The sequence below is a fragment of the Labrys okinawensis genome, from assembly GCF_002982075.1.
GTDB lineage: Bacteria > Pseudomonadota > Alphaproteobacteria > Rhizobiales > Labraceae > Labrys > Labrys okinawensis_A.
In genome coordinates, this window is the sequence record NZ_PUEJ01000006.1 from 404,268 (window position 1) to 431,016 (window position 26,749).

Annotated in this window: 25 protein-coding genes; 13 read left to right on the top strand and 12 right to left on the bottom strand. The window is 66.3% G+C overall.

Translation table 11 applies throughout. The features are described 5' to 3' along the window. Positions 1-121 precede the first annotated feature (121 nt). From C5L14_RS18880 to C5L14_RS18895, 4 genes are all read left to right on the top strand, one after another. The gene (locus C5L14_RS18880) at positions 122-760 is read left to right on the top strand and encodes an HD domain-containing protein (protein WP_105863591.1); all 639 of its coding nucleotides are present in this window, start codon (positions 122-124) and stop codon (positions 758-760) included. Between the two features lie 201 nt (positions 761-961). Beyond that, positions 962-2,056 carry a tRNA (adenosine(37)-N6)-threonylcarbamoyltransferase complex transferase subunit TsaD gene (gene tsaD / locus C5L14_RS18885; RefSeq protein WP_105863592.1) on the top strand — a complete coding sequence of 365 codons (1,095 nt, stop codon included), beginning with the start codon at positions 962-964 and terminating at the stop codon, positions 2,054-2,056. Then, positions 2,053-3,063: an NAD(P)H-dependent glycerol-3-phosphate dehydrogenase gene (locus tag C5L14_RS18890; protein WP_245443428.1), complete on the top strand. Its 1,011-nt coding sequence runs from the start codon at positions 2,053-2,055 to the stop codon at positions 3,061-3,063. Before tsaD ends, C5L14_RS18890 begins: the two co-directional genes overlap by 4 nt. Before the next feature lie 25 nt (positions 3,064-3,088). Beyond that, positions 3,089-3,439, top strand: coding sequence for a RidA family protein (locus C5L14_RS18895; RefSeq protein ID WP_105863594.1), 351 nt, complete (start codon positions 3,089-3,091; stop codon positions 3,437-3,439). A 20-nt stretch (positions 3,440-3,459) separates the two neighbouring features. Here the strand turns inward: C5L14_RS18895 and C5L14_RS18900 are convergent, their stop codons facing one another. The 3 genes from C5L14_RS18900 to C5L14_RS18910 all read right to left on the bottom strand — a co-directional run bounded on the left by C5L14_RS18900 (position 3,460) and on the right by C5L14_RS18910 (position 5,077). Then, complete coding sequence (locus tag C5L14_RS18900; protein WP_105863595.1) at positions 3,460-3,768, bottom strand: type II toxin-antitoxin system RelE/ParE family toxin; 309 nt, start codon at positions 3,766-3,768, stop codon at positions 3,460-3,462. 5 nt (positions 3,769-3,773) lie between these two features. After that, the gene (locus C5L14_RS18905; protein WP_105863596.1) at positions 3,774-4,055 is read right to left on the bottom strand and encodes a type II toxin-antitoxin system ParD family antitoxin; all 282 of its coding nucleotides are present in this window, start codon (positions 4,053-4,055) and stop codon (positions 3,774-3,776) included. A gap of 65 nt (positions 4,056-4,120) precedes the next feature. Continuing rightward, a complete protein-coding gene (locus C5L14_RS18910) occupies positions 4,121-5,077 on the bottom strand; it encodes a tyrosine recombinase XerC (RefSeq protein WP_105863597.1) in 957 nt (318 codons plus the stop codon). A gap of 282 nt (positions 5,078-5,359) precedes the next feature. Here C5L14_RS18910 and C5L14_RS18915 point away from each other — a divergent pair, with 282 nt between their 5' ends. Then, positions 5,360-5,851, top strand: a complete 492-nt coding sequence (locus tag C5L14_RS18915) for a PH domain-containing protein (RefSeq protein WP_146126955.1) — start codon at positions 5,360-5,362, stop codon at positions 5,849-5,851. Positions 5,852-5,950: 99 nt separating this feature from the next. Beyond that, positions 5,951-6,664 (top strand): PH domain-containing protein, encoded by a 714-nt coding sequence (locus C5L14_RS18920; protein ID WP_105863599.1) that lies wholly within the window; start codon positions 5,951-5,953, stop codon positions 6,662-6,664. A gap of 9 nt (positions 6,665-6,673) precedes the next feature. Here C5L14_RS18920 and C5L14_RS18925 read toward each other — a convergent pair whose 3' ends face one another. Together C5L14_RS18925 and C5L14_RS18930 are read right to left on the bottom strand one after the other, a co-directional pair. Beyond that, positions 6,674-7,960 (bottom strand): multidrug effflux MFS transporter, encoded by a 1,287-nt coding sequence (locus C5L14_RS18925; RefSeq protein ID WP_105863600.1) that lies wholly within the window; start codon positions 7,958-7,960, stop codon positions 6,674-6,676. A gap of 288 nt (positions 7,961-8,248) precedes the next feature. Further along, the gene (locus C5L14_RS18930) at positions 8,249-9,184 is read right to left on the bottom strand and encodes a helix-turn-helix domain-containing protein (RefSeq protein ID WP_245197258.1); all 936 of its coding nucleotides are present in this window, start codon (positions 9,182-9,184) and stop codon (positions 8,249-8,251) included. A gap of 84 nt (positions 9,185-9,268) precedes the next feature. Between C5L14_RS18930 and C5L14_RS18935 the strand changes: the two genes are divergently transcribed. From C5L14_RS18935 to C5L14_RS18960, 6 genes are all read left to right on the top strand, one after another. Then, positions 9,269-10,552, top strand: coding sequence for an extracellular solute-binding protein (locus C5L14_RS18935; RefSeq protein WP_105863602.1), 1,284 nt, complete (start codon positions 9,269-9,271; stop codon positions 10,550-10,552). A gap of 287 nt (positions 10,553-10,839) precedes the next feature. Then, positions 10,840-11,700, top strand: coding sequence for a carbohydrate ABC transporter permease (locus C5L14_RS18940; RefSeq protein ID WP_105863603.1), 861 nt, complete (start codon positions 10,840-10,842; stop codon positions 11,698-11,700). Next, the gene (locus tag C5L14_RS18945) at positions 11,697-12,530 is read left to right on the top strand and encodes a carbohydrate ABC transporter permease (protein ID WP_105863604.1); all 834 of its coding nucleotides are present in this window, start codon (positions 11,697-11,699) and stop codon (positions 12,528-12,530) included. The genes C5L14_RS18940 and C5L14_RS18945 overlap by 4 nt, the downstream gene beginning before the upstream one ends. A gap of 20 nt (positions 12,531-12,550) precedes the next feature. Further along, positions 12,551-13,639, top strand: coding sequence for an ABC transporter ATP-binding protein (locus C5L14_RS18950; protein ID WP_105863605.1), 1,089 nt, complete (start codon positions 12,551-12,553; stop codon positions 13,637-13,639). A 43-nt stretch (positions 13,640-13,682) separates the two neighbouring features. Continuing rightward, positions 13,683-15,692, top strand: coding sequence for an aldo/keto reductase (locus C5L14_RS18955; RefSeq protein ID WP_105863606.1), 2,010 nt, complete (start codon positions 13,683-13,685; stop codon positions 15,690-15,692). 325 nt (positions 15,693-16,017) lie between these two features. Further along, positions 16,018-17,736: a VanW family protein gene (locus C5L14_RS18960; RefSeq protein WP_105863607.1), complete on the top strand. Its 1,719-nt coding sequence runs from the start codon at positions 16,018-16,020 to the stop codon at positions 17,734-17,736. Between the two features lie 19 nt (positions 17,737-17,755). Here the strand turns inward: C5L14_RS18960 and kdgT are convergent, their stop codons facing one another. From kdgT to C5L14_RS18980, 4 genes are all read right to left on the bottom strand, one after another. Next, positions 17,756-18,754: a 2-keto-3-deoxygluconate transporter gene (gene kdgT / locus C5L14_RS18965; RefSeq protein WP_105863608.1), complete on the bottom strand. Its 999-nt coding sequence runs from the start codon at positions 18,752-18,754 to the stop codon at positions 17,756-17,758. Positions 18,755-18,967: 213 nt separating this feature from the next. Next, positions 18,968-19,768 carry a 2-dehydro-3-deoxy-D-gluconate 5-dehydrogenase KduD gene (kduD, locus tag C5L14_RS18970; protein WP_245443429.1) on the bottom strand — a complete coding sequence of 267 codons (801 nt, stop codon included), beginning with the start codon at positions 19,766-19,768 and terminating at the stop codon, positions 18,968-18,970. Next, positions 19,765-20,610: a 5-dehydro-4-deoxy-D-glucuronate isomerase gene (gene kduI / locus C5L14_RS18975; RefSeq protein ID WP_105863609.1), complete on the bottom strand. Its 846-nt coding sequence runs from the start codon at positions 20,608-20,610 to the stop codon at positions 19,765-19,767. The genes kduD and kduI overlap by 4 nt, the downstream gene beginning before the upstream one ends. A gap of 141 nt (positions 20,611-20,751) precedes the next feature. Next, positions 20,752-21,513, bottom strand: a complete 762-nt coding sequence (locus C5L14_RS18980; protein ID WP_105863610.1) for a GntR family transcriptional regulator — start codon at positions 21,511-21,513, stop codon at positions 20,752-20,754. Between the two features lie 118 nt (positions 21,514-21,631). On the opposite strand from C5L14_RS18980, the gene C5L14_RS30395 reads away from it, so the two are divergent. Beyond that, positions 21,632-21,787 (top strand): hypothetical protein, encoded by a 156-nt coding sequence (locus tag C5L14_RS30395; protein WP_181161235.1) that lies wholly within the window; start codon positions 21,632-21,634, stop codon positions 21,785-21,787. A gap of 10 nt (positions 21,788-21,797) precedes the next feature. On the opposite strand, the gene C5L14_RS18985 is transcribed toward C5L14_RS30395, so the two are convergent. The 3 genes from C5L14_RS18985 to acs all read right to left on the bottom strand — a co-directional run bounded on the left by C5L14_RS18985 (position 21,798) and on the right by acs (position 26,410). After that, entirely contained in the window at positions 21,798-23,594 is a 1,797-nt protein-coding gene (locus C5L14_RS18985) for a chloride channel protein (RefSeq protein WP_105863611.1), read from the bottom strand. Between the two features lie 126 nt (positions 23,595-23,720). After that, a complete protein-coding gene (locus tag C5L14_RS18990; protein WP_181161236.1) occupies positions 23,721-24,458 on the bottom strand; it encodes a DUF4241 domain-containing protein in 738 nt (245 codons plus the stop codon). A 5-nt stretch (positions 24,459-24,463) separates the two neighbouring features. Then, complete coding sequence (gene acs / locus C5L14_RS18995; RefSeq protein ID WP_105863613.1) at positions 24,464-26,410, bottom strand: acetate--CoA ligase; 1,947 nt, start codon at positions 26,408-26,410, stop codon at positions 24,464-24,466. Positions 26,411-26,749 lie beyond the last annotated feature (339 nt).

The window sequence follows — 26,749 nt, forward strand, 5'->3', positions numbered from 1 at the left end:
TTCCTGGCATGGGCGTCCGCTTGCAACCGGTTTTGGCATAAATCGGCGTAATACATCGATTGAAGACAGATCTAGGGCGGACCTAGGCTCTGCGCCAGTGAAATCCACTGGAGAGACCGAAATGACCGCCATTTCAGGCATCGAAATCCCGGACAGCCGCCTGTGCCGGGACATCACCGCCTTCATCCGCGACACCGAAACCCCGCTCCTGTTCCACCATTCCAGCCGGGTCTTCTATTTCGGCGCCCTGGCCGGCAAGCGCCGCGGGCTGACCTTCGATCCCGAGCTCCTCTATGCCGGCGCCATGTTCCACGATCTCGGGCTGATGCCAGCCCATAGCAGCGCGACCGAGCGTTTCGAGGTCGACGGTGCCAATGCCGCCCGCGACTTCCTGTCGAGCCGCGGCATCAATCCTGCCGACATCGACCTCGTCTGGGCGGCGATCGCGCTGCACACCACGCCAGGCATTCCCGAGCACATGCACCCCGTCGTCGCCCTGGTGACGGCGGGCGTCGAGATGGACGTGCTCGGCTTGACTTATGACCACTATGGCGAGGCCGAACGCGAGGCCGTGGTCGGTGCCCATCCACGCACGCCGCATTTCAAGGAGGACATCATCCAGGCCTTCTATGACGGCATCCGGCACAAGCCCCAGACGACCTTCGGCAACGTCAAGGCGGACGTGATCGCCGACAAGGAGCCTCATTTCCAGCGAGGCAATTTCTGCTCGGTGATCCGCTGCTCGCACTGGCACGGCTGAAACGGGAGCCTCCCGTGCTCGGCCGGCATGCCCTCGCCCCTATCCCGGCGAGCGGATCGTGCTATAGGGTGGGCCATCAACTCCAAAAGCAAAGGCGCGTTTCGGCGCAAGCGCTTCTTTGCTGTGGCTCTCTCTTGCAACGCGTCCTTGCGATTGTTGGTGATCCATCCATCGCAAGCCGCCCAGGTACCCGCCCGTCCCATGCTCGTTCTCGGCATCGAAACCACCTGCGACGAAACCTCCGCCGCCATCGTCGCACGCAATGAGGACGGCGAGGGCGAGATTCTGTCCAATGTCGTGCTGTCGCAGATCGCCGAGCACGCCGCCTATGGCGGGGTGGTGCCGGAAATCGCCGCGCGCGCGCATGTCGAGGTGCTCGACCACATCATCGAACAGGCCCTGGAAGAGGCCAATGTCCGCTTCGACAGGCTCGACGGCATCGCCGCCGCCGCCGGGCCTGGCCTGATCGGCGGGGTGATCGTCGGCCTCACCACCGCCAAGGCCCTGGCGCTTTCACTCGGCAAGCCGCTGGTCGCGGTCAACCATCTGGAGGCGCATGCGCTGACCCCGCGCCTCACCGACCAGGTCACCTTCCCCTATCTGCTGCTGCTCGCTTCCGGCGGACACACCCAGCTTCTGGCCGTGCGTGGCCTCGGCGACTATGTCCGGCTCGGCACCACCATCGACGACGCCATCGGCGAGGCCTTCGACAAGACCGCCAAGATGCTGGGGCTGGGCTATCCCGGCGGCCCCGCCGTCGAGGCGCAGGCGATGAGCGGCGATGCCGCCCGCTTCGCCTTTCCCCGGCCGCTGCAGGGACGGCCGGATCCGAATTTCTCGCTGTCGGGCCTGAAGACGGCGGTCCGGCTCGAAGCCGAAAGGCTGGCGCCGCTCGCCGCCAAGGATATCCGCGACCTCTGCGCCTCCTTCCAGGCGGCGGTGGTGGACATGGTGGTCGACCGCACGCGCGTGGGTCTGCGACGATTCCGCGAAACCGCCGGACAGTCCCCCAGCGCCCTGGTGATCGCGGGCGGCGTTGCCGCCAATCTCGCCATCCGGCGCGGGCTGCAGCGCCTCGGCGCGGAAACGGGCCTGCGCATCGTGATGCCGCCGGCCGCTTTGTGCACCGACAATGGCGCCATGATCGCCTGGGCGGGCGCCGAGCGCCTCTCGGCCGGCATCACCGACGGCCTCGACGTAAGTCCCAGGGCGCGCTGGCCGCTCGATCCCAACGCACCGGGCGCGGGCAAGCAGGGCCTCGGCAAGGCCGGCGTTGGCAAGGGGGCGAAAGCTTGAGTGTTTCTGGCTTGAGCGGCTCCGGCTTCAAGAGCATCGGGGTGATCGGCGCCGGCGCTTTCGGTGCCGCGCTCGCCTGTGCGGCCGCACGGGCCGGCCGCCATGTCGGCCTGTGGGGCCGTGATGCAACGGCCATGGCCGAGTTGGCACAGACGCGCCGGCTGCCGAGGCTCGATGGCGTCGGCCTGCCCGAAGCCATCCATCCCACCGCCGATCTTGCCGAGGCCGCGCGCGCCGATGCCCTGATCCTGGCGGTGCCGACCCAGGCCCTGCGCGACGTCTGCGGGCGGCTGGCCGGCACGGTCGCGGCCAATACGCCGCTCATCCTGGCTGCCAAGGGCATCGAGCGCTCCAGCGGTGAATTCGTCTCGCAGATCGCCGCCGAGATCCTGCCGGGCTGCGTTCCTGCCGTGCTCTCCGGGCCGGGCTTTGCCGCCGACATCGCCAAGGCCTATCCGACGGCCCTGACGCTGGCCTGCGCCGACGGCTCCCTCGGCGAGCGTCTTGCCAGGACCATCGGGTCGCCGACCTTCCGGCTCTACCACACGGACGATATGCGGGGCGTGGAGATCGGCGGGGCTGCCAAGAACGTGCTGGCCATCGCGGCCGGCATCGCCGCCGGGCGCGGTTTCGGCGAGAGCACGGTGGCCGCCCTCCTCGCCCGCAGCTTCGCCGAACTCACGCGCTTCGGCCTTGCCTTCGGCGCCCGCCCGGAGACGCTGGCAGGCCTGTCCGGCCTCGGCGATCTCATCCTCACCGGCACCTCCTCGCGCTCGCGCAACCGGCGCTTCGGCGAAGAGCTCGGCAAGGGCATCGGCCTGGAAACGGCCATCGCCGATGTCGGCCTGGCCGAGGGCGTCTGGACCGCCCCGATCCTGGCGCGCATGGCGGCGGACAGGCACGTCGACATGCCGATCGCCACCGCGGTCGCCGCTCTGGTGGCCGGCAAGGCCAGCGTCGACCAGGCCATCAAGCAATTGCTGTCGCGCCCGCCGCGCGCGGAGTGATCCTCTCAACAAACTGGAGACTGACATGACCCTGAAGCGTATCGGCGCCGGCAACCGCATGAGCGACGCCGTCATCCATGGCGACAAGATCCACCTGTCCGGCTATGTCGCCGAGACCGCGGTCGGCAAGTCGGTCAAGGAGCAGACCGCCGACATCCTCGCCCAGATCGACGAGACGCTGCGTGAGGCCGGTACCGACAAGACCAAGGTGATCAAGGCCAATATCTGGCTCACCGACATCGGCACCTGGGCCGAGATGAACGAGGCCTGGGACGCTTGGGTGGTTGCCGGCCAGGCCCCGGCCCGCGCCACGGTGGAAGCCAAGCTCGCCGGCCCCGGCCTCGACGTCGAGATCATGGTCGAAGCGGCGCTGTAAGGAGCCCGCCTTCGGAACGCTCAGGATTTGTCGCGCCAAAGCCTCTCGAAATCCTGGCCCCCATAGAAGATGCCGTGGACGACGACCACGGCATCTTCGACCGAGAAGGCGATCGCCACACGACGTTCGAAGCCTAAAACCCGCAGACCTGCCCGAAGATCGTCGCGCTGGGTGCCCCGGAGAGGAAAGGTCTCCAACCTAAGGCAATAGTCGATCACCCGCTCGATATACCTGCCGGCCGTCTGAGGTCCGGCCTCCGCCGCGATGTAGTGCTGCAAGTCCCGAAGATGCCGTTCCGCGCGCGGCGTAAACTTGACCTGATGGGGCATGCAGATCAGGACGACTTGCCGTGAAAAGCCCGCAAATGAGCCGCCATTCGGCGTTTCAGCTCAGCGCCGTCAATGGCACGCGTCGGATCGGCCCTATATTCGTCATAGCTTTTGACGACCTCGTCCCTCAGCCATTTTTCTAGCGCCGCATCGCGGGCCTGTAAGCTACGCAGGCCATCGCGAATAACTTCGCTTTCGGTCGCGTATTCTCCCGAAGCGACCTTTTGCTTCACCATCTGCGCCATATCGTGGGGCAGAGTGATGCTGAGGGATTGGGTCGAGCGCATGCTTGGGAACCTCCGATGCGCGATTCTATCACAAATGCACGATTTAATCCTACCGAGGTTTCCCTTTATCCCCGCGCTCTCGGATGGGCCGACTGGTAGACCCGCATCAATTCGGTCGCATCGACCTTGGTGTAGATCTGCGTGGTCGACAGGCTCGCATGGCCGAGCAGTTCCTGGATGGAACGCAGGTCCCCCCCGCGCCCCAGCAGATGGGTGGCGAAGGAATGGCGCAGCGCATGGGGCGTGGCGCTGTCCGGCAGGCCGAGCGCACCGCGCAGATGCTGCATGGCATATTGGATGATGCGGGGCGACAGGGGCCCCCCGCGTGCGCCCACAAAGAGTGGATCGTCCGGCCCACCCGGGAAGGGTAGGATTTTCAGATAATCCTCCACCGCCCGCGCCACCGGCGCGATCACGGGCACCGAGCGCATCTTGTTGCCCTTGCCGATGACGGTGAGACTGTCGCGCCCGCTGACCGGCGCATCCTTGCGCGTCAGGCCGAGCGCTTCGGAAATGCGCAAGCCCGCCCCGTAGCACAGCGCCAGCACGGCAGCATCGCGCGCCAGGATCCAGGGTTCGCGCGCCTCCCCCATGCGCGTATCGGCCGAGGCCACCTTGCGGGCGGCCTCGGGGGCGAGCGGCTTGGGCAGGCTCTGCGGCAGCTTGGGCCCGCGCACGGCCGACAGCGCCGCACTGGCACCATGGCCCTGGCGTTCGAGGAAACGGGCGAAAGCGCGTGTCGCCGCGAGCGCCCGCATCAGCGAGCGGGGCTTCAGCCCATCGGCCCGGCGCGCGGCCAGGAAGGCCCTGACGTCGCGAGGTGCAAGGGAGGCGATGTCATCCAATCCCGGCGGCTCGCCGAAATGGCCGGTCAGGAATCGCAGGAATGAGGTGACGTCGCGGTCATAGGCTTCCACCGTCTTGGGGCTCATGCGCCGCTCGACGGCGAGATAGGCAAGCCATTGCGCCTTGGCGGCGGCAAGGTCGGAGGCAGCGACGAGGATTGGCGGCGAAGCGTTCATGCCGCCACTGTGGCGCAAAATAATGAGCAGAAGGTTTGCACTAGTTTGCCTGCTGCCACGACGCTCCGCAATGTGCCACTGCACAAAATTCGCATGGAGTCGGGGGTCGAGCCTCGATCCGGTTTCAGTTGAAACCGCTACGGAAAGGCGTAAAATCAACGATGTACAAGTATTGCGGCCTAGGCATTTCGCATGTCATTCCAATCTCTGCCGCCTGAAATCTCCCGTCTCTTGACCAACCGCGAACGCATTCTCTGGAGTGGAAGGCCCAAGCAGGGCCTGATGCTGCGCAGTTCGGATGCAGCCTTCATCCCATTCAGCTTGATGTGGGGTGGATTCGCCATCTTTTGGGAAACCACTGCGGTGATGTCCGGCGCCCCGTTCTTCTTCAGGCTCTGGGGCATTCCCTTCGTGCTGGTCGGTCTCTACCTGATCGCCGGACGCTTCTTCGCGGATGCGTGGGAACGAGGGAAAACGGCCTACGTCGTCACCAATGAGCGCGTGCTCATCGTCGGCGGACTTCTCAAGCGCACCGTTACGTCGCTCGAACTGCGGACCTTGCCGGAAATGTCGCTTTCCCTTGCCGGTGATGACAAGGGCACCTTGACCTTCGGCACCGGCTCGAATGCCACCTGGGGCCGCCTTCGATTTGGCAACCAGACCTCGCCCCCGCCCCCACCGCAATTCGAGGGCATTCCCAATGCCGCAAAGGTGATGGCATGCATTCGTGACGCGCAGGCGGCCTTGCTGAACCCGATCGCTCGGGCGAGCTGACGACCCAAACCTGCGTGCGGGGAATCCTGATTTCCTCTCCACTTCCTCCTCTGCGACGCCCCAGCCAGTGCGGATCGACTGGCATCGGAGAAAGACTGCATGTCGGATCTGTTGTCGCCTTCCATGCCTCAGGAAATGGCGCCGCTACTGGGCAATGAAGAGTTTCTGTGGGCCGGCAAGCCGAAAGAAGGTCTGATGTTCAGGAAGTCGGACTGGCTCGCCATTCCCGTCAGCCTTGTCTTCCTCGGAATGGCCCTGAGGCCTTACTGGGATGCCCGCGGCAGGACGATGCATCCGGTGGAGATGGCCGCCTTGGCGATCTTTGCCACGCTTGGCGTCTATTTGCTGGTCGGGCGCTTTTTCATCGATGCCTATGTGCGCCGGGACATGGTCTATGCCCTGACCACGCACCGCGCCCTGATCATCGGTGGCTTCTTCAGCCGAAAAGTGCTGTCGATCGACCTCAGGACCTTGCAGCAGACCGCCCTCACGCAAAGACGCGACGGCCTGGGCACCATCACCTTCGGCCCGGATGGCGGCCTCAACTCCTTGCTGGCCGGCGGCTTTTGGATCGGCGGCGTCTGGATCGACCTCATGGGCTGGCTTCGCCAAAAGCCGCAGGACGGCAGGCCCGGTCATTTCGATCGGGATGAGGACCCGCCCCCTCCCGAGCCGGCGCGGTTCGAGGCGATTCCCGATGCCGCAATGGTGATGGCGAAGATCCAGCAGGCCCAGGCGGCACTCGCCGCGCCGCCTGAAGCCCCGAATGCTGGCTCACCGGGGATCACGCCGGCATGGCAGCTCCCTCGATAGGCCTGTTCCTCACTCCCCCGCCACCAGCGCCGGGGTCGCGGCCGGAGCCGCAGCCGCCGCCTCGCGTTCGCTCGACCACACCAGCACCAGCATGCACAGGCTGGAGAGGCCGAGATAGCCGCAGGCAAGCGGGAAGATGGTGCCGTCATAGGCTTCGCCGATCACCGCCCCGATCACCGCGCCCATCAGCGTGGTGACGCAGCCGATGAAGGAGGAGGCGGTGCCGGCGATGTCGCCCACCGGTTCCATCGCCAGCGCGTTGAAATTCGGCATGGTCAGGCTGAGCAGGAAATGCGCCACGCCCATGACAATGCCGAAATAGATCAGCGGCGGCCGGCCCTGGAACAGCACGGCGAGACCGAGCAGCACCATCGCCATCAGCCAGAAGCCGACCATGCCGAAGCGTGACAGCCGGTGCATGCCGAGCCGCTTCACCAGCCGGGAATTGGCGAAGGAGGCCAGGCCCATGCAGATCGCGATCAGCGCGAAGGCCAGCGGGAAGAGCGGGCCGAGCTTGTAGATGTCGGTCTCGAAGATCTGCTGGGACGAGCCGAGATAAGTCATCAGGCAGCCCATGGCGAGCCCCATCGCCAGCATGTTGGCGAAGGAGGCGCGCGTGGTCACCACCCGGCGCATGCCGCTGGCGACGGCGGGCAGCGACAGCGGCCGGCGATATTCGGGATGCAGCGTCTCGGGCATGCGCAGGCCGAACCAGAACACCACCACCAGCACCAGGCCCAGCATGCTCATGAAAATGGTGCGCCAGTCGCCCAGCATCAGGAAGGCGCTGCCCGTGGCCGGTGCGATCACCGGCACGATGATGAAGATCATCAAGGTGAGCGACATCACCCGTGCCATCTCGCGGCCCTCGTAGCGGTCACGCACGATGGCGATGGAGAGCACGCGGGCCGAACCGGCGCCGAGGCCCTGGATGGCGCGGGCGGCCAGCAACACCTCGTAGCTGGGGGCGAAGATCGCCAGGAGCGTGCCGGCGGTATAGATGCCCAGGCCGATCATCAGCACCTTGCGGCGTCCGATCGAATCGGAGATCGGCCCCCAGGCCAGCTGCATGATGGCAAAACCCGCCATATAGGCGGTGATGATCAGCTGCATGCGGTTGGCGTCGGCAATGCCGAATTCCGACCGCACGGCGGAGAAGGCTGGCAGGAGATTGTCGATGGAGAGGGAACTGAGCCCCATCATCAGGGCAATCACGAGAACAAACTCGGCAAAGGACGGCTGGGGTTCCCGCCGCACGGCAGGCTCCAGCGCCGTGCCGGCAACAGGACGGGGCATGGAAAACTCGGAAATGTGAAAATCTATAACCGGCGGGGCAATAAAGCGGCGCTCAGATGATCGTTCCTTAACATATCAATCGTGACGAAAAGGTGATTTTTTCGCCACAGAGGGCAAATATTTCAAGTGAATTGACGAATTTTGGGGTTGGCGAGCGCGCATCGGCTCCTTGGTCCTCCGGTGCGCGATGCAGCATGAGCCGTTGGCTCCCAGGCGGACCAAACCAAGTGCTTGATCCGGGAACCTCAAGACAGAAAAAGCGCCTTCCCGGGAACCCGGTCCCGGATCTCAGCTGCACCATTGCGTGCCGCGGCGCGTCCGGGATGACGCGATGGATTCGCCCTGCCCGCTGCGGCGGAAATCGGAGGGCGACATGCCGGCGATCCTGCGGAAGCTCTTGTTGAAACCCGAGAGGGAGCCGAAGCCCGACTCCATCGCCACGCTGAGGATGTTGCCGTCGCCGCTGATCAGGCGCGCCTGCGCATAGGACAGGCGCAGCAGGCTGACATAGTCGTTCAGCGTCATGCCCGTGCATTTCTTGAACAGGCTCATGGCGTATTTGGGATGGAGGTCGGCGGCCGCCGCGATGTCGGCGCTGTCGATGTCGTCGAGGAAATTGTCGGCGATGAAGTCGCACAGGCTGCGCACATGGCGCAGCGCCTGCGGATCGGCGGCGCCAGCCTGGCCGACATGGGCATCGAGGCTCGGCACCAGGGCGTAGGGTTCGAAACGCACCCGCTCCAGCCGCAGCAGCAATTCGCTCACCGCATGTTGGGCACGCACCATATCGCCGGAGCGTGTGTAGCCGTTCCAGCGCGCGAAATTGGCGCCATCCGAAGGGTCCGTCTCGCGGATGAGCAGGGTGGCACCCGCCATCAGCCGGGCCGGCACCTCCGGGGGCAGGCGCAGCCGGAAGAAATGCACCAGCGGCAGATGCGCGCCGGCATAGATGGCGTCGTCGGAGGCATCGTCCATCTGATGCGGCAGGCCACCCCAGAACAGCACCATGTCGCCCGCCGCCAGCCTGAGCTCGTAGCCGGCCATGCGGTAATGCACCCAGCCCTGGACGATGAAGTTCACCTCGACCTGGGCGTGCCAGTGGGGCGAGAGCATGATGCGCGGCGTATTGTGGAAGGTCTGCAGCACCGTCGGCAGGTTTTCGACGCTGTTGGCCGTCGGCTGATAATAGGAGCGTTCCTGCATCTTACTTTCAGGCAAGTCCATCTTCCCTTTATCGCAGACAGACCGTGCTGCCTGCCTAAAGTAGCTTCCCGCCACACAAGAGCAAATGAAAAGGGGAGGAATGGAATGCGCAAGACGATCGGCTGCGCCGCGCTGGCACTCGCCGCGGGGCTTCACGCCACGGCCGCCTCGGCTCAATCGGGAGAAATCCGGGTCTGGAGCTGGGATATCGCCGCCGCCTCGCTGAAAGCCAATATCGAAGGCTTCAACAAGCAATATCCCAATGTGAAGGTCACGGTGGAGGATCTCGGCAACGCCCAGGTCTTCTCCAAGACCCAGGCCGGCTGCGCCGCCGGCGGGGCGGGCCTGCCCGATGTCGTCTCGATCGAGAACTACAAGGCGGAGAGCTATTGGAACCAGTTTCCCGACTGCTTCGCCGATCTCAAGCCGCTCGGCTATACGCCGGAGATCGCCGGCAAGTTCGCCGATTTCAAGCGGGCGGAACTGGAAAAGGGCGAGGCCGCCTATGCCATGCCCTGGGATTCCGGCCCGGTCGTGATGTATTACCGGCGGGATTTCTACGAAAAGGCCGGCGTCGACCCGGCAAGCATCAAGACCTGGGATGATTTCGTCGCCGCCGGCAAGAAGATCGCCGCCGCCAATCCCGGCGTGACCATGAGCGCGACCGACCTCGACGGCGACGGCACCACCGAATGGTTCCGCATGGTCGGCAACGAGCAAGGCTGCAACTATTTCTCCGCGGATGCGAGCGCCGTCACGGTCAATGCCCCCGCTTGCATCGCCGTCTACGACAAGCTCAAGCAACTCAAGGACACGGGCACCATCATCTCGGCCGGCTGGTCCGACAAGATCCAGGCCCTCAAGGCCGGCAAGGTCGCCACCATCATGTTCGGCGGCTGGTACGAAGGCACGATCCGCACCAACGCGCCCGAGCTCGCCGGCAAATGGGGTGTCTACCGCATGCCGAGCCTGACGGCGGACGGCCCGCGCGCCGCCAATATCGGCGGCTCGTCGCTGGCGATCCCGGCCGGCTCGAAAAACAAGGAAGCGGCCTTCGCCTTCGTCAAATACGCCCTCTCCACCGATGAAGGCCAAGTCACCATGCTCAAGGCCTATGGCTTGGTGCCCTCGCTGAACTCGGCGCTGGAGGACCCCTATGTGAAGCAGGGCCAGCCCTATTGGGGCAACCAGGCGATCTGGACCGACATTCTCGCCACCCTGCCGAAGATCAAGTCGACCCACGGCACCGCCTTCCTCAACGATGCCGAGGCGGCGCTGAAGACGGTGCAGACCAAATTCCTGGGCGGGGGCTACCCCGATGCCAAGGCGGCGCTCGACGATGCCGCCAACCAGATCTCGTCGGCCTCGGGGTTGCCGGTGGCGCAGTAGCGGAAGGATTTCCTGTAACCAGGCAGGAAAAGGCGCGACCCGCCTTCCCCACGAAGCTGGGGAAGGTGTCATTGCGCAGCAATGACGGATGGGGTGTGGCGGGCAGCGCGGTAAGCATAACCATGTGGCACCACGGTTGTGCAAGCTCTTGAGAGGGTATCGCATTGCCCGCCAGACCCCTCCCGACCCGACTTCGTCGGGCCACCCTCCCCAGCTTCGTGGGGAGGGAAGTTGCGCCTCATTCCGTTCGGCCTCCGGTCATCCCCCCTCCCTCGTGGAGAACACTGATGCAACGGCACAATCGCGCGGCCTATGGCTTCCTGACGCCCTATCTGGCGATCTTCCTCGCCTTCTGGATCTGGCCGATCATCTCCTCCTTCATCATATCCCTGCATCAGACGCGGGTATCGCCCTGGGTGTTCAGGCCGGCGGCCAATTGGGGGCGGCTGATCTCCGATCCCGCCTTCTTCAACGCCCTGAAGAACACGCTGATCATCCTGGTCATCCAGGTGCCGGTGATGATCGGTCTCGCCACCGTGATCGCCGTCTTCCTCAATTCGCCCCTGCTCAAGGCCAGGGGCCTGTTCCGCTTTGCCTTCTTCGCTCCCGTCGTGGTGGGCGAGGTCGCGTATTCGGCCGTCTTCCGCCTGATCTTCGCCCAGGATTTCGGCGTGGTGAACAAGCTGCTCGCTTCGATCGGGCTGCCCGCGATCGACTGGCTCTCCAATCCGACGGCCGCGCTGGCGCTGGTGATGATCGCCCTGACCTGGCGCTGGACAGGCTACAACGCCATCATCATCCTCGCCGGCCTGCAGTCGATACCGGGCGACGTCTATGAGGCGGCCACGCTCGACCGCGTTTCCAAGCTCCGCCAGTTCTTCCACATCACCCTGCCGCTCCTGAAGCCGGTGATCACCTTCTGCGTCATCCTCTCGATCTCCGGTACCATGCAGCTCTTCACCGAACCCTTCCTGATCACCAATCATGGCGGGCCGGGCGGGGCCACGGAAACGCTTGGCCTGCTGCTCTACCGCCAGGCCTTCCTCTCCGGCAATGTCGGCTACGCCTCCGCCATCGCCTACACCATCGCGGCCCTCGCGGTGATCGTCTCGCTGGTCCAGCTGCGCCTGTCGAGGGAGCCGCGATGACCCGCTCCAACCGCCAAAGGCTCAACGCCGTCATCCTGCACGCCCTGATCGTGCCGATGGCCCTCGTCTGGCTGTTTCCGCTCTGGATGATGGGCGTGTTCGCCACCATGCCCGATTACGGCATCTACGCGCCGGGCCTGTCGTTCTGGTTCGGCACCGATTTCCTCGACAATCTCGCCAATCTGCAGCGGACGACCAACTTCCTGCATGCCATGACCGTCTCCGTCGTGGTCGGGCTCGCCTATACCGTGCTCTCGGCCGGACTGACGGCCATGGCCGGCTGGGCCCTTGCCCGCTACCGCTTTCACGGCCGGGGCGTGGTGCTCGCCATCATCCTGGGCACGATCTCCCTGCCCTTCTTCGTGGTGATCATCCCGCAATTCATCCTGGTGGCGCGCGACCTCGGCATGGCCAACAGCTGGTTCGGCCTGATCGTGCCGCCCCTGTTCAATTCGCTGGGCGTGCTGTTCATGCGCCAGGCCTTCACCATGATGCCGGCGGAACTCTTCGATGCCGCGCGCGTGGAAGGCGTCAGGGAATGGCGCATCTTCCTGTTCGTGGCGTTGCCGCTGGCGCGCCCGACCCTGGCGGCGCTCTGCATCATCCTCTTCCTGACGAGCTGGAACAATTATCTGTGGCCGCTCCTGATCGCCGGCGACAAGGCGATGTTCACCGCGCCCGTAGCGCTGGGCAGCCTGATCGGCCTCTCCAATGTGAGCTGGGGCGGCATCATGGCCGGGGCCGTGCTGCTGACCGCTCCGATGCTGGCCGTCTTCCTCCTCCTGCAGCGCCACTTCATCGCCGGCATCGCCGCCGGCGCGGTGAAATAAACAAAAGAAGGGCGACCGACATGGCAGGCCTCACGCTCCGTTCCGTGGTCAAGCGCTTCGGCAATTTCGAGATCATCCACGGCGTCGACCTCGATATCGCCGACGGCGAATTCGTGGTCTTCGTCGGCCCCTCGGGCTGCGGCAAATCCACCTTGCTGCGCATGATCGCCGGGCTCGAGGACATTTCCGGCGGCGAGATCAGCATCGGCGGCCAGGTGGTCAACGAGGTCGAGCCCGCCGATCGCGGCATCGCCATGGTGTTCCAGTCCTACGCCCTCTATCCGCATATGACGGTGGAGCGAAACCTCTCCTTCGGCCTCAGGATGAACGGCAACCCCAAGGCCGATACCGACCGGCGGGTCAAGCGGGCCGCCGAAATCCTGCGCATCACCGATCTCATGCAGCGCCGGCCCAAGCAGCTCTCCGGCGGCCAGCGCCAGCGCGTGGCGATTGGCCGGGCAATCGTGCGCGATCCCAAGGTCTTCCTGTTCGACGAGCCCCTGTCGAATCTCGACGCCGAATTGCGGGTGCAGATGCGGGTGGAGATCGCGAGACTCCACCGCGAACTCGGCGTGACCATGATCTACGTCACCCATGACCAGACCGAGGCGATGACCCTGGCCGACAAGATCGTGGTGCTGCGCGGTGGCAATGTCGAGCAGGTCGGGCGTCCGCTCGAGCTCTATGAGGATCCCGCCAACCGCTTCGTCGCCGGCTTCATGGGCAGCCCCAAGATGAACTTCCTGGCGGGCCGCGTCGTCGCGGCGGAACAGGGCAGCGTGACGGTCGAACTGCTCAACCAGAAAGGCGCGCGCCTTGCCGTGCCGCTCGCCGGTTCGGCGCCGGCATCCGGCAGCGACGTCGCCATAGGCATCCGGCCCGAACATTTCGGGCCGGCGGGCAGCGGCGACGCCGATCTCACTGTCGAGGTCGACATGGCCGAGCATCTGGGCGCCACCTCCTATGTCTATGCCGGCACCGCCTCCGCTGAACCGCTGATCATCCAGCGCGACGATTCCCGCCAATGGGCCGAGGAACGCCGCCTCACCGTCGCCATCCCCCGCCACCGCGCCTTGCTGTTCGCCAAGGACGGCCAGCGCCTGCGCTGAGCGCAGCATTCCCTTTTCCTGAAAGCTTTTTGGAAAGACTGACATGACCGAGAAAGACAAGATCCGCTGGGGCATCATCGGACCCGGCGCCATCGCCAGGGCCTTCGTCGCCGGCCTCGGCGATTCCGACAGCGGCATCCTCGCGGCGATCGGCACCCGTGATCCCGAAAGGCCGGGCCTTGCCGAAGCCTTCCCCGGCGCCCGCATCCATAAGGGCTACGAGGCCCTGCTGGCCGACCCCGGGATCGACGCCGTCTATATCGCGCTCCCCCATCCTGGCCACGCGCAATGGGCGATCAAGGCGGCCGAGGCCGGCAAGCATGCGCTGGTGGAAAAGCCGCTGGCCCTGACCGCCTTCGAGGCCGACGCCATGATGCATGCCGCCCGCAAGGCCGGCACCTTCCTCGGCGAGGGCTTCATGTACCGCCAGCATCCCCTCACCCTGAAGCTGGTGGAGCTGGTGCGCTCCGGCACGATCGGCGAGGTCCGGCTGATCCGCTCGAGCTTCGGTTTCGCCATGCCGGAATTCAAGCCCGAACACCGGCTCTATGCCAACGACCTGGCGGGCGGCGGCATCCTCGATGTCGGCTGCTATCCCGTCTCGATGGCACGGCTCATCGCCGGCGCCGCCGCCGGCAAGGATGTCCTGGAACCGGACAGCGTCGTCGGCAGTGGCCATCTCGGGCAATCCGGCGTCGATGAATGGACCTCGGCCCTGCTGCATTTCCCGGGCGGCATCCTCGCCGACGTGTCCTGCTCGATCTCGCTGAAGCAGGACAATGTGCTGCGCGTCTTCGGCACCAAAGGCAGCATCGAAGTTGCGGATTTCTGGTTCGGTAGCGGCCTCACGGGCGGCACCAAGGAGATCCGCATCGTCAGGCCCGACGGTACGGCCGAGACGGTGAAGGTCGAGGAGACACGGCATCTCTATTCCTTCGAGGCCGATGCCGCGGGCAAAGCCATTCGCGAAGGCCGCCAGGAATTCGCCTGGCCGGGCATGAGTTGGGCCGACAGCCTCGGTTCGCTCAAGGTGCTCGACAAATGGCGGCAGGCGATCGGACTCGAATACGGCATCGAGAAGCCGGAGCGGCGGACATCGACGCTCAAGGGCACGCCGCTCCGGCAAGGCAGCGGGCCGATACCTCGGCGCTCCATTCCCGGCCTCGAACCGGCCGCCTCCGCCGTGGCGCTCGGCTTCGAGGATTTCAGGAGCTTCTCCAGCGCCGCCATCCTACTCGACGCCTTCTTCGAGAAGGGCGGCAATCTGTTCGACACCGCCTTCGTCTATGGCGCCGGCATCACCGAAAAGCTGTTCGGCGAATGGCAGACATCGCGAGGCGTGCGCAAGCAGAGCGTGGTGATCGGCAAGGGCGCGCATACGCCGCTCTGCCGCCCCGAATTCATCGGCCAGCAGCTCACCCAATCGCTCGAACGGTTGAAGACCGACCATGTCGACGTCTATTTCATGCATCGCGACAATCTCGACGTGCCGGTCGGCGAGTTCGTCGATGCCATGGATGCCGAGGTTAGGGACGGCCGCATCCGTGGTCCGTTCGGCGGCTCGAACTGGACGCGCGAGCGCTTCGACGAGGCGGTCGCCTATGCCGACAGGGCGGGCAAGCAGAGGCCGGGCGCCCTGTCCAACAATTTCGCCCTCGCCGAGATGCAGGACGTGATCTGGGCCGGCTGCGTCTCGGCCTCGGACGACGAGTGGAAGGCCTGGCTCGCCGCGCGCCAGGTCCCCAATTTCGCCTGGTCGAGCCAGGGACGCGGCTTCTTCACCGATCGGGCTGGGCGGGACAGGCACGAGGACAAGGAACTCGTCAGGGTCTGGTATTCCGAGCGCAATTTCGCGCGCCGGGACCGGGCGATCGAACTGGCGCGCCGGCTCGGGAAGAGGCCGATCCATGTCGCCCTCGCCTATGTGCTGGCCCAGCCTTTCCCCTCGGTGCCGCTGATCGGCCCGCGCACGCTCGGCGAGCTCGACGACAGCCTCGAGGCCTTCGACATCGCGCTGACCCCGGAAGAGGTCGCCTGGCTCGACCGGGGGTAGAGGCCGCGATAGCAGCTTATGAGGAAGGGTGCGCCGCCGACCACCCCTTCTCCCCGGTTCTGACGGAAGAAGGCCGGAATGAGGGTCAGCGCAACGCGTAGAAAACTGAACTCTGCGAAGCCCCTCACCCTAACCCTCTCCCCGCAAGTGGCGGGGCGAGGGGGGCTTGAGCGGCGCGGCCTCACGTCGCCTTCATCACCCAGCCCAATCCTTCATTCTGTTCCCGCGACAGCCAGAATTGCCCTCCGCGTGCCAGCGCGCACGGCGGGCTCGCCAAGGGGCCGATAAGGTCTCGGCAAGTTTTCAGCCGAGCCAGGATCCCGCCATGGTCGCCCTTCCGCAACGCAGTGTGCCCACCTATGCCGACAGCCTCGCCTTCGAGGCCAAGGCGATGGCGTTGCGGGGCCTGCGCTTCCTGAGCGAGAAATTCACGGCCGAACCGGTGATCCGCCATGGCCGCTCGAGCCGGCTGGCCGCCGCGCCGGTACTGGGCCGGGCCAGTTCGCCGCTATGGACCAATCTCGCCGGGGCCAGGGATCGCGAGCTCACCGCCGGCAAGGTGCAGAATCTGCGCATGGCCCTGAAAGGACTGGACGGCGTCGAAGTACCGGCCGGCGCGGTGCTCAGCTTCTGGAAGCAGGTTGGCCGGGCCAGCCGGGCGCGCGGCTACGTGCCAGGCCGTGAGCTGCGCGAAGGCTGCCTGATCGCCAGCGTCGGCGGGGGCCTCTGCCAGCTCTCCAACGCCCTTTACGAAGCCGCCCTCGCAGCCGGGCTCGAGATCGTCGAACGCCATGCCCATAGCCGCGTGGTCCCCGGTTCGCGTGCCCAGCTCGGCCGCGACGCTACGGTGTTCTGGAACTATGTCGACTTCCGCATCCGCAGCCCCCACGCCTTCCGCATCGAAGCCACGATGAGCCGGGACAGGCTGGAGATCGTCCTGCGCGGCCATGGCCGCGCCAACGCCACCGACCTGCCGACGGAAACGCCGCCGGCGGGGCCGGCGGTGCATGACTGCACCCAATGCGGACAGGAAAACTGCCATCGCAACGATCCCGAGCGCCCCCTTCGCGCCAGTGTGCCGACGGCCTGGCTGGTCGATGCCCGCTGGCCGGAATTCACGGCCCTGCTGAAGCAGAGGGCCGGCAGCGAGGATGCCCTGTTCCTTCCTTCCCGCCGCCTCGGCGCCGCGCGCTATGGCTGGCCGGCCGGCGTTGTCGGCAGCGAGACCACGGCCACCATCGCCACGCTGCGCCGCTCGCTCGCCCTGCGGGGCGCCACTGGCGGCAGCCTGCAGGCGAAGGCGCTGCAGGGCGATGCCCGCCTCGCCGCCGCCTATGCCGCGAAACTGTCGCACCGGCATACGCATCTGGTTGTCTCGCAGAACCTGCTGCCGCATCTGTGGCTGTCGGGCGCCTTGCAGGGCCGCAGCTTCGAGGTGCTGATGGAACGCCTGCCGCTTGCCGTGCTGCAGGCAAGGCTCGATGCCGCCGCTTCACGCCATCCCGAAAGCCCGACCCTGGCGGATTTCCGCGCGCCGGAAGCGATCGTGGCGGCCGAAAGCAACGCCCTGGCCGCGGCCGACCGGCTGCTGACCCCGCATGCGGAGATTGCCTCGCTCGAACCGTTCAGAACCCACCTGCTCGATTGGTCTCCCGCCCGGCCGCTCCCGGCCGTGAAGGGGGCCCGCACCCTGCTGTTTCCCGCCTCGCCCCTCGGCCGCAAGGGCGCCTATGCCCTGCGCGAGGCGCTCTACGGCCTGCCCGTCGAGCTTGCCGTGAAGGGTCAGGCGCGTGAGAGCCTCGGCTTCTGGGGCAACATGCCTGTCCGACTGCTGGCGCCGGGCGAAACGCCCGCCACCCTCGCCGGGGTGGTGCTGCCGGCTCTGGTCGAGCACCAGCCGCGCCTGCTCCTGGCCGCCCTTGCCGCCGGCCTGCCCGTGATCGCCACGCCGGCCTGCGGCCTTCACGCGCGTCCCGGCCTCACTTTGGTGCCGGAGGACGACCCGGCTGCCCTGCGCTTGGCCATCGCGGCGCTACTCGGCTGAGACAGGGCAGCGGGCGGAGCTAGATCGGCTCTACGCCATGCCGGGGCAGGGCTTCGTCCTGCGGGGCCGGCACCCGGCCCATCCGCTTTGCCCACAATGCGGTCAGGATCGGTACCAGGATCGCGGTCACCAGGCAGGCCGTGGCCACCAGGGCGGTGGCCGCCGGCACCACCGGCTTGAAGCTCGGGATCATCTCGCCGATCAGCGTCGGGTTGGCGATCGCCGCCCCGGCCGTGCTGGAGGCCGCCAGTCCGGCCGTGCCGTTGCCGCCGCCGATGAGCCTATCGGCCAGCATCAGGGGAATGCCGGTGATCACGATCACCCCGAGGCCGAGCAGTACGCCGGCAAAGCCGCTCTGCGCGATGACCTTGAGGTCGATGCCGTTGCCGAGGGCGAAGCCGAAGAACGGGATCAGCGGATGCACGCAGCGCCCGAACAGTTCGCGCAGGTCGCGATCGAGATTGCCGAGGGCGAAGCCGATCAGGAAGGGCAGCACGGCGCCGACGAACAGGCGCGGCTCGAACACCGCCACGCCGGAGGCACCGAGGATGAGCATGCTGACCAGCGGCCCCGATTCGACCGACATCAGCACAAAAGCGCCGGCTTCCTCCTTGGTGCCGTATTGCTGCATCACCGCGGCGTAGAGACCGCCATTGGTCATGTCCATCGAGGCGGTGATCGCCAGCACCGACAGCCCTGCGAACAGGCCGGAGGTGATGCCGCTATCGGGAATGAACTGTGCCGCGATCATGGTGGCGACCCAGGCTACCAGGATCTTGGTGACCAGGAGCGTGCCCGATTTACGCAGCACCACGCCGGTCGCCCTCAGGTCGATGGTCGCCCCCATGCAGAAGAACCAGACGGCGAGGATCGGCACGGTGCCGGTGATCAGGCCGTTGGTGAACGACCCCAGATAGCTGCCCGCCCCTGGTGAGAAGGTCTTGCACAAGGCGCCGAGCAGCAGCGGCACCAGCATCAGCCCGCCGGGAATCTTGTCGATGACCTGCAATATCTTCATGAACTGCCTCCCAGATTGTATTTTTGGCTAACGGCCAAAAGCGGCCGCTGTGCGAATTCCTTCTCCCCTTGCGGGAGAAGGTGCCCCGAAGGGGCGGATGAGGGGGAAACGCAACCTTTGCAAAAGCGGGCGCCAACACCCCTCATCCGTCATTGCTGCGCAATGCCACCTTCTCCCGCAGGGGGAGAAGGTTCGTTGCGCCTTACCGGCTCGTCAGCGCGCCAGCCAGCCGCCATCCACCGGGATGGTGATGCCGTGGACATAGGCGGAGGCCTGCGAGGCCAGGAACACGGCCGCGCCGCCAAGATCGGCGGGGGCGCCCCAGCGCCCGGCCGGAATGCGCGCCAGGATCTGGCCATTGCGCTCGGCATCGGCGCGCAAAGGCGCCGTGTTGTTGGTCGCCATGTAACCGGGGGCGATCGCGTTGACGTTGATGCCCTTGGCGGCCCATTCGCAGGCAAGCAGCTTGGTCAGCCCCATCAGCCCGCTCTTGGCCGAGGTGTAGGAAGCGACGCGGATGCCGCCCTGGAAGGACAGCATCGAGGCGATGTTGATGATCTTGCCGCCGGCGGGTCTGCCGTCGGCCCTGGGGGCAAGCATGGCGCGGGCCGCCGCCTGGGCCAGGAAGAAGGCCGATTTGAGGTTCACGTCGATGACCGCGTCCCAGTCCTCCTCGGTGAAGTCGAGGGCATCGGCGCGGCGGATGATGCCGGCATTGTTGACCAGGATGTCGAGCGCACCGAAACGGTCGAGCGCCGACTGGACCACCTCGGGCAGAGGCGCCGTAGTGGAAAGGTCGGCGGTGACGGCCAGGAAGGCGCCGCCCTGCGCCTCGATCGCCGCCCGGGTTTCCTCGGCGGGGCCGCGATCGACCCCGACGATGCTGGCGCCGGCCTGTGACAGGGCGATGGCAACGGCCTGCCCGAGCCCCGTGCGCGATCCCGTCACCATCGCCACCTTGCCGGTGAGATCGAAGGGATTGGCGAAAGCCGTGTTCATCGTCGCGCCGCTCATCGCAGATCCGCCGTCGCGACCATGTCCATGTCGGCATAATCCTGGTTGTCGCCCGCCATGGCCCAGATGAAGGTATAGGCACCGGTGCCGACGCCGGAATGGATCGACCAGGGCGGCGAGATCACCGCATCGCCCTCGCCCACCACCAGATGGCGGGTCTCCTGCGGCTCGCCCATGAAATGGAAGACGCGCGCATCGGGCGCGAGGTCGAAATAGAGATAGACCTCGTTGCGCCGGTCATGGGTGTGGCAGGGCATGGTGTTCCACACCGAGCCCGGCGCCAGCGTGGTCATGCCGAAGACGAGCTGGCAGGAGTCGACCGCGCCCGGGATCAGCATCTGGTGGATGCTGCGCTCATTCGCGGTACTCTTGTCGCCAAGCTCCAGGATCCGCCCGACCGAGGCGTCGATCCGCCGCGTCGGACAGCTGCGATGGGCGGGAGCGGAGAGAAGGTAGAAGCGCGGCGGCGCGGCGCCGTCGCTGACTTCGAACACAACCTCGCCGGCCCCCATGCCGACATAGAGGGCCTCGCGCGTGCCGATGTCATGAGCTTCGCCGTCGACCCGCACGATCCCCGGCCCGCCGATATTGACGATGCCGAGCTCGCGCCGGGCCAGAAAGCTCGACTGCCCGACCTCCTTCGGCGTCTGCAGGGCCAGGGGCGCGTCGACGGGACAGGCGCCGCCGATGATCATGCGCTCGACATGGGAATAGACCAGCTTGATGCGGCCGGCGGCGAACAGATCGGGGATCAGGAACTCCCGGCGCAGGCCCTGCGTATCCAGGCTCTTGACGGCTTCGGGGTGGCTGGCGTGGCGAATTTCGAGGGACTGGCAGGACATGGGGACTTTCTGGATTGTCGGGATCGCTGGGATGGGCCGATCGAGAACCGGCCGCGGCTGGGGGAATCGAGGATTGTCATCTCCGGCGGGGTCGAAGACCCTGGGAAGGGGATGACAGAGCGCTGATGTACGGACAGCTTCTCACCGGAACAGCAGCGTCTCGAAGGCGGCGGAGATACCGGCGGCATCCCCGGAGAAATAGTCCGGATTGTGATCGCGGATGGAGGCGAGACTCCGGCGCAGGCCGTCGAGATGATGATCCATGGCGCGGCCGGCCTTCTCGGCGTCATGCGCCTCGATGGCATCGACAATGGCGCCGTGCTCCTCGACGACGCGCAGCATACGCCCGGCCTCCGGCAGGGTCAGCCGGCGGTAACGGTCGAGCTGGGTCTTGACCTGTTGCACCATCTCCCAGGCGCCGGGCCGGCCCGCCGCCATGGCGAGGGCTGCGTGAAAAGCTTCGTCCGCTTCATGAAAGGCATTGATGTCGCCGGCCCCGAGGCTCTCGCGCTGGCGCTCGATCAGGCCGCGCAGCAGGGTGACGCTGCTGCCCCGAGCCTGATGGGCGGCGGCGCGCGCCGTGGCGTGCTCGACGGCCGAGCGCACGAAGATCGCATCCGGCAGGATGGCGGCGGGAATGCGGGCCACGCGCGTGGCCGACCGCGCTGCGATCTCGACCAGCCCCTCGTCGGCCAGACGCAGCAGCGCCTCGCGGACCGGCGTGCGGCTGACGGCATGCGCCGCCGCGACCTCGGCCTCGGCAATCTTCTCGCCAGGCAGCCTGATCATGGAGACGATCTCGTCCCGCAGCGCCCGATGCACGGCCGCCGCCGTCGTCATGCCCGGCTGAGCCGCAAGCGGCCTCCCGCCGGTACGATCCTGGAAATGGCCAAAGGCGCTCATCGCTCTCACCATATCTGATATATCAGATATCCTAGCTATTTTCGCAGGCGGCGTCAACGGCATGGACAGTCCCCCATAGGGGCGGGGTCCGCCATCGCCTTCCGGCACGACCTCAAACATGTTCCAGGTCGCAAGAACCGGCCGCGGCACAGCAGGAAAGGGGCGTTCTTTCCTCCTCGCCCTTGCCGTCTGCCTGGCAGGCCGAACGGCCTTGCACAGCCAGATCGCCGACGAGATCCTCGCCTTCCTGGCCCGCGTCCAGCCCTCGCGATAGGGGAAGTCCGCTAGACTCCGCCCGCCAAATCGCGGCGGGCGCGGTCCGCCGCTTCGGCATAGCGGCGCAGGGCGTGGGCTTCCGACAGGAGGCCGATGACATGGCCGGCCTCGTCCACCACCGCCAGCGCCTCGGCCTCGCAGCCCTCCATGCGCTCGGTCGCTTCCTTCAGCGTCATGCCCGCCGTCAGCACCTCGTCGCGATAGAGCGCGAGGTCCCCGACCGGACTGCCGCCATCCTGGTTCTCCGGGCTCACCTGGTAGGCATCCGCGACCCGGATCAGCCCGGCGTAGCGGTTGGCGAGGGTGTCGACGGCCACGATGTAATGGGTGGTGCCGAGCGGATGGGCATTGCGGAAGACGACGAGCGAGGCGTCCTTGTCGACCGTCGGCGCCGGCTTGCGCATGACGCGGCCGACGGTGAGGTCGCGCGCCCAGCCGATGTCGTGGGCACTGCGGATCGCCTCGCCGCGCAGATGGAAGCGCCAGGTCGCGAAGGAATAGCCGAAGGTCTCGCGCACGGTGATGGAGGCGATGATCACCGCCAGCAGCACGGCGACGGTGAGCTGGAAGTCCCCGGTCATCTCCAGGACCAGGAAGCTCATGGTCAGCGGCCCGCCCATCACGGACGCCGCCAGGGCCGCCATGCCCGCAAGCGCGGCGGCATGGGGCGTCAGCCCGGCGGTGATCGAGAACAGATGGATGCCGCCGAGATAGAACTGCCCCACCAGCGCGCCCAGGAAGAGCGAGGCAAAGAACAGGCCGCCGCGAAAGCCCGAGCCGAGCGAGATGCAGGAGGCCATCGCCTTCAGCACGATCAGCCCGCCCAGCACCAGGAGCGGCAATTCGCTGCCGGCCAGCATCTTCACCAGCGCGCCGTGCCCCGATGACAAGACCTGCGGCGTGATCAAGGCGAGCCCGCCGACCATCACTCCGCCGAGGCCCGGCATCAGCCAGATCGGCAGGGGCAGGCGGCGAAACCCCTTTTCCGTCATGGCGACGCCGAGCATCACTAGGATGGCGACGGCGGCGCTGAACAGGCCGAGTCCGACCAGGGCCGCAAAGGAGGAGGCCTGCGGTCGGAACCCGACATTGATGACGAAGGCGTAGGAATCGATCCCGAGCAGATGGGTGACGATGGTGCCGGCGATGGCTGCGGCGGCGACGGGCGCCAGATGCGAAACGGCATAGGTGCCGATGATGATCTCGAAGGCGTAGAAGGCGCCGGTCAGCGGCGCGCTGAAGGCGCCGGCAATGGCGCCGGCCGAACCGCAGCCCACCAGCAGGCGCAGATCCGCGCGGCGCAGATGGAAGCCGAGGCCAAGCCGCGAGGCGATGCCGGAGCCGACCTGCGAATAGGCGGCCTCGAGCCCGACGGAGGCACCGAAGGCATTGGAGATCCAGGTCTGGATCACCACGATGATGCTGCCGGTGAGCGACAGGCGCCCGCCATGCAGGGCGTTGGCCTCGATCGGATCGACCGGGCGCGGCGAGCGGGTCCGCGCCAGAACCAGGTTGAACAGGCCGAGCAGCAGGCCGCCGAGCAGCGGCATCGAGACCGCCAGGATCACCGGCAGGCCGAGAGTGCCGCTCAGCCGCTCCTCCGATTGCAGGCCGAAGAAGAGCTCATGCGCGAGCTGCGCGGTGGCGGCGACGCCGTAGACGGCCAAGCCGGCCAAGGCCCCGACCACGGCCGCGAGCGCCACCATGCCGCTCTCGCTGCGCCGCACCAGCAGGCGCATCCAGCCAGGGATGATCCGGTCGAAGGCAAGGTTGAGAGCTTGGCGGGAAAAACGCTGATTGGACATGGCAAGCTGGCCCGCCTCCGTCGGAGGCAGGAGTAAGGGGAAGGCCGATCCATCCTGTGTAGACGCTTGCCGTGAACGGCAAAAGTCCGCAAGCGACGAAAATTGGCTCGATCGGGGCGGGGAGCGTTATTCCTGCCGGCCGGGGTCATCCACCACGCGCAGATCGGTCAGCAGCATTGCCACGCTGCCGTCGGCCGCCAGGCCGAACCAGGACGGATAGGCGCCATCGCCCCAGCCGCTCGAAAACAATACGAGGGCATGGGCACCTCGGGAGACCGGCAGGGCGAAGGGTAGCCCGTGCTCCTTGCCATAGCTCTCGGCCTGGCGGATCCAATCGTCATCGAGGGCCTGCATCTGATCGGGGGGCAGGGCGACAATCTCCGCGCCAACGGCGGGATCAAGAAAGGCGCCGGTGCCCGCATCGACCGGGAAGCCGTAATATTCGTTCTTGCCGAGCTTGGCCGGGTCCTGCCCCGGCACCAAAGCCCGTTCCCAGGTCACGACCGGCGCCTGCGAGAATTCGACGCGCGCAAAGGCGATGCGATCGCCGAAACGCTTCGAACGCATGACCGCGATGCGTACGGGAAAGCGCCCCTTCGGCACGGCGCGAATGAAGGGCTTGGCCTCGATGAAGACGAAGGGATCGCAGGCCACGATCTGGCCCGTGGACACCGTGACCTCGCCGAGAACATGGCTGTCGAGCGGCACGGATGTCCCCTTGACCGTCCCCGTCGCGCCGGGCCGGAAAGCCGCTTCGAAGCGGGCGGCATCCGGGCGCAACGGCCCGTCATCCGCCCGTGACGGGGCGGCGGTGCCGAAGCAGCAAGCCAGCGCGGCAAGAAATGCCCACCGGATTCCCGGCACCGGTCTCAGCCCTTGGGCTTGTTCTGGCGGTTGGCGATGAGGTCCTCCACCACCGTCGGGTCGGCCAAGGTGGAGATGTCGCCGAGCGAGCCGAAATCATCCTCGGCGATCTTGCGCAGGATGCGGCGCATGATCTTGCCCGAGCGGGTCTTGGGCAGGCCGGGCGCGAACTGGATGAGATCGGGCGAGGCGATCGGTCCGATCTCGCGGCGTACCCAACCGACCAGTTCCTTGCGCAGGGTCTCGTCGCCGCTGCTGCCCGCCATCAGGGTGACATAGGCATAGATGCCCTGACCCTTGAGATCATGGGGGTAGCCGACAACGGCGGCTTCCGACACCAGCTCATGCGCCACCAGCGCACTCTCGACCTCGGCCGTGCCCATGCGATGGCCGGAGACGTTGATGACGTCGTCGACGCGGCCGGTGATCCAGTAATAGCCGTCCTCGTCGCGGCGGCAGCCGTCGCCGGTGAAATATTTGCCCTTATAGGCGGAGAAATAGGTGTCGAAGAAACGCTGGTGGTCGCCATAGACGGTGCGCATCTGGCCCGGCCAGGAATCGGCGATGACGAGATTGCCCTCGCAGGCACCCTCCAGCACATTGCCCTCGGCGTCGACGATCTCGGGGCGCACCCCGAAGAAGGGCCGCGTGGCCGAGCCCGGCTTGAGCCGGGTGGCGCCGGGCAGCGGCGAGATCAGGATGCCGCCGGTCTCGGTCTGCCACCAGGTATCGACGATCGGGCAGCGATGGTCGCCCACCACGCGGTGATACCATTCCCAGGCTTCCGGATTGATCGGCTCGCCTACCGAGCCGAGCAGCCGGAGCGAGGCGCGCGAGGTCTTCTTCACCGCCTCCTCGCCGGCTCCCATCAGGGCGCGGATCGCGGTGGGAGCGGTGTAGAAGATGGTGACCTGGTGCTTGTCGATCACCTCCCAGAAGCGCGACACCGACGGATAGTTCGGCACGCCCTCGAACATCAGCGTGGTGGCGCCGTTACACAGCGGGCCGTAGACGATGTAGGAATGGCCGGTGACCCAGCCCACATCGGCGGTGCACCAGTAGATGTCGCCCGCACGGTAATCGAAGACATATTGGTGCGTCATCGCGGCGTAGACGAGATAGCCGGCCGTGGTGTGCAGCACGCCCTTCGGCTTGCCGGTGGAACCGGAGGTGTAGAGGATGAACAGCGGATCCTCCGCAGCCATTTCCTCGCAGGGGCACTCGTCGGAGACATTGGCGGCGAGATCGGCGTAGAAGTGATCGCGCCCGGTCGCCATCGCCACCGGCGCGCCGGTGCGCTTGACCACCACCACCGAGGAGACGCCGCCGACCTTGGCCAGGGCCGCGTCGACATTGGCCTTGAGGGGCACGCGCTTGCCGCCGCGCAGGCCCTCGTCGGCGGTGATCACCACGGTCGAGCCGCAATCGGTGATGCGGCCGGCGAGGGAATCGGGCGAGAAGCCACCGAACACGATGGAATGGACGGCGCCGATGCGGGCGCAAGCCAGCATGGCGAAGGCCGCTTCGGGGATCATCGGCAGATAGATGGTGACGCGGTCGCCCTTCTTGACGCCCTCGCCCTTGAGCACATTGGCGAAACGCTGCACTTCGCTGGCGAGTTCGCGGTAGGAGATGTGGCGGCTTTCGGAGGGATCGTCACCCTCCCAGATGATGGCGGTGCGGTCACCGTGCTCGGCGACGTGGCGGTCGACGCAATTCCAGGCGACGTTGGTGGTGCCGTCCTCATACCAGCGGATCGAGACGTCGGGCTCGAAACGGGTGTTCTTGACCCTGGTATAGGGTTCGAACCAGCCGATTCTCTTGCCATGCTCTCCCCAGAAGGCCTCGGGATCGCTGATGGAGGCTTCATACATCGCCTGGTAGCGCGCATTGTCGACATACGCTTCCTCGGCCCATTCGCGCGGAACGTCGTAGATCTTGGCCTCAGACATGCCTTCCTCCCATCGGCCGGGGTCGTGCCGCGGCCTTCCAACGCGCACCGGCTTTAAAACCGGCGTTTCCTCGAGAGCACGGCGCGTTTTAGCCAAACGCCCTTCTCTCCAGCTCCTTGTTTCAAGCCTATCCGATGGATCGGCCCGGGCGTCTTTGCGATTCCGCAAAAATCGCAAAACGCTTTGTTAGAACGCTTATGACAAAGCGCCTGCGCAGGGCAAGTCCCCGCGCGCTCCAGCCGATACTGCGACATGCCTGTCATTGCTTGGCCGCGCGCGGTATAGTGACTGCTGAACTTACGATGCCACCGCTTAATACCATCCCGCCAAGAAAGGATG

What these genes read in the sequence shown, in the direction of transcription:
- kduI (WP_105863609.1), bottom strand. Translation starts at nt 20,610, where the DNA reads ATGTCCTGCCAGTCCCTCGAAATTCGCCACGCCAGCCACCCCGAAGCC.
- C5L14_RS18985 (WP_105863611.1), bottom strand. Translation starts at nt 23,594, where the DNA reads ATGTCCAATCAGCGTTTTTCCCGCCAAGCTCTCAACCTTGCCTTCGAC.
- C5L14_RS18930 (WP_245197258.1), bottom strand. Translation starts at nt 9,184, where the DNA reads ATGGACTTGCCTGAAAGTAAGATGCAGGAACGCTCCTATTATCAGCCG.
- C5L14_RS18895 (WP_105863594.1), top strand. Translation starts at nt 3,089, where the DNA reads ATGACCCTGAAGCGTATCGGCGCCGGCAACCGCATGAGCGACGCCGTC.
- C5L14_RS18955 (WP_105863606.1), top strand. Translation starts at nt 13,683, where the DNA reads ATGACCGAGAAAGACAAGATCCGCTGGGGCATCATCGGACCCGGCGCC.
- C5L14_RS18880 (WP_105863591.1), top strand. Translation starts at nt 122, where the DNA reads ATGACCGCCATTTCAGGCATCGAAATCCCGGACAGCCGCCTGTGCCGG.
- C5L14_RS18905 (WP_105863596.1), bottom strand. Translation starts at nt 4,055, where the DNA reads ATGCGCTCGACCCAATCCCTCAGCATCACTCTGCCCCACGATATGGCG.
- C5L14_RS18960 (WP_105863607.1), top strand. Translation starts at nt 16,018, where the DNA reads ATGGTCGCCCTTCCGCAACGCAGTGTGCCCACCTATGCCGACAGCCTC.
- kdgT (WP_105863608.1), bottom strand. Translation starts at nt 18,754, where the DNA reads ATGAAGATATTGCAGGTCATCGACAAGATTCCCGGCGGGCTGATGCTG.
- C5L14_RS18925 (WP_105863600.1), bottom strand. Translation starts at nt 7,960, where the DNA reads ATGCCCCGTCCTGTTGCCGGCACGGCGCTGGAGCCTGCCGTGCGGCGG.
- C5L14_RS18915 (WP_146126955.1), top strand. Translation starts at nt 5,360, where the DNA reads ATGCTGCGCAGTTCGGATGCAGCCTTCATCCCATTCAGCTTGATGTGG.
- C5L14_RS30395 (WP_181161235.1), top strand. Translation starts at nt 21,632, where the DNA reads ATGTTCCAGGTCGCAAGAACCGGCCGCGGCACAGCAGGAAAGGGGCGT.
- C5L14_RS18935 (WP_105863602.1), top strand. Translation starts at nt 9,269, where the DNA reads ATGCGCAAGACGATCGGCTGCGCCGCGCTGGCACTCGCCGCGGGGCTT.
- kduD (WP_245443429.1), bottom strand. Translation starts at nt 19,768, where the DNA reads ATGAGCGGCGCGACGATGAACACGGCTTTCGCCAATCCCTTCGATCTC.
- C5L14_RS18945 (WP_105863604.1), top strand. Translation starts at nt 11,697, where the DNA reads ATGACCCGCTCCAACCGCCAAAGGCTCAACGCCGTCATCCTGCACGCC.
- C5L14_RS18980 (WP_105863610.1), bottom strand. Translation starts at nt 21,513, where the DNA reads ATGAGCGCCTTTGGCCATTTCCAGGATCGTACCGGCGGGAGGCCGCTT.
- C5L14_RS18940 (WP_105863603.1), top strand. Translation starts at nt 10,840, where the DNA reads ATGCAACGGCACAATCGCGCGGCCTATGGCTTCCTGACGCCCTATCTG.
- C5L14_RS18950 (WP_105863605.1), top strand. Translation starts at nt 12,551, where the DNA reads ATGGCAGGCCTCACGCTCCGTTCCGTGGTCAAGCGCTTCGGCAATTTC.
- tsaD (WP_105863592.1), top strand. Translation starts at nt 962, where the DNA reads ATGCTCGTTCTCGGCATCGAAACCACCTGCGACGAAACCTCCGCCGCC.
- C5L14_RS18920 (WP_105863599.1), top strand. Translation starts at nt 5,951, where the DNA reads ATGTCGGATCTGTTGTCGCCTTCCATGCCTCAGGAAATGGCGCCGCTA.
- C5L14_RS18900 (WP_105863595.1), bottom strand. Translation starts at nt 3,768, where the DNA reads ATGCCCCATCAGGTCAAGTTTACGCCGCGCGCGGAACGGCATCTTCGG.
- acs (WP_105863613.1), bottom strand. Translation starts at nt 26,410, where the DNA reads ATGTCTGAGGCCAAGATCTACGACGTTCCGCGCGAATGGGCCGAGGAA.
- C5L14_RS18910 (WP_105863597.1), bottom strand. Translation starts at nt 5,077, where the DNA reads ATGAACGCTTCGCCGCCAATCCTCGTCGCTGCCTCCGACCTTGCCGCC.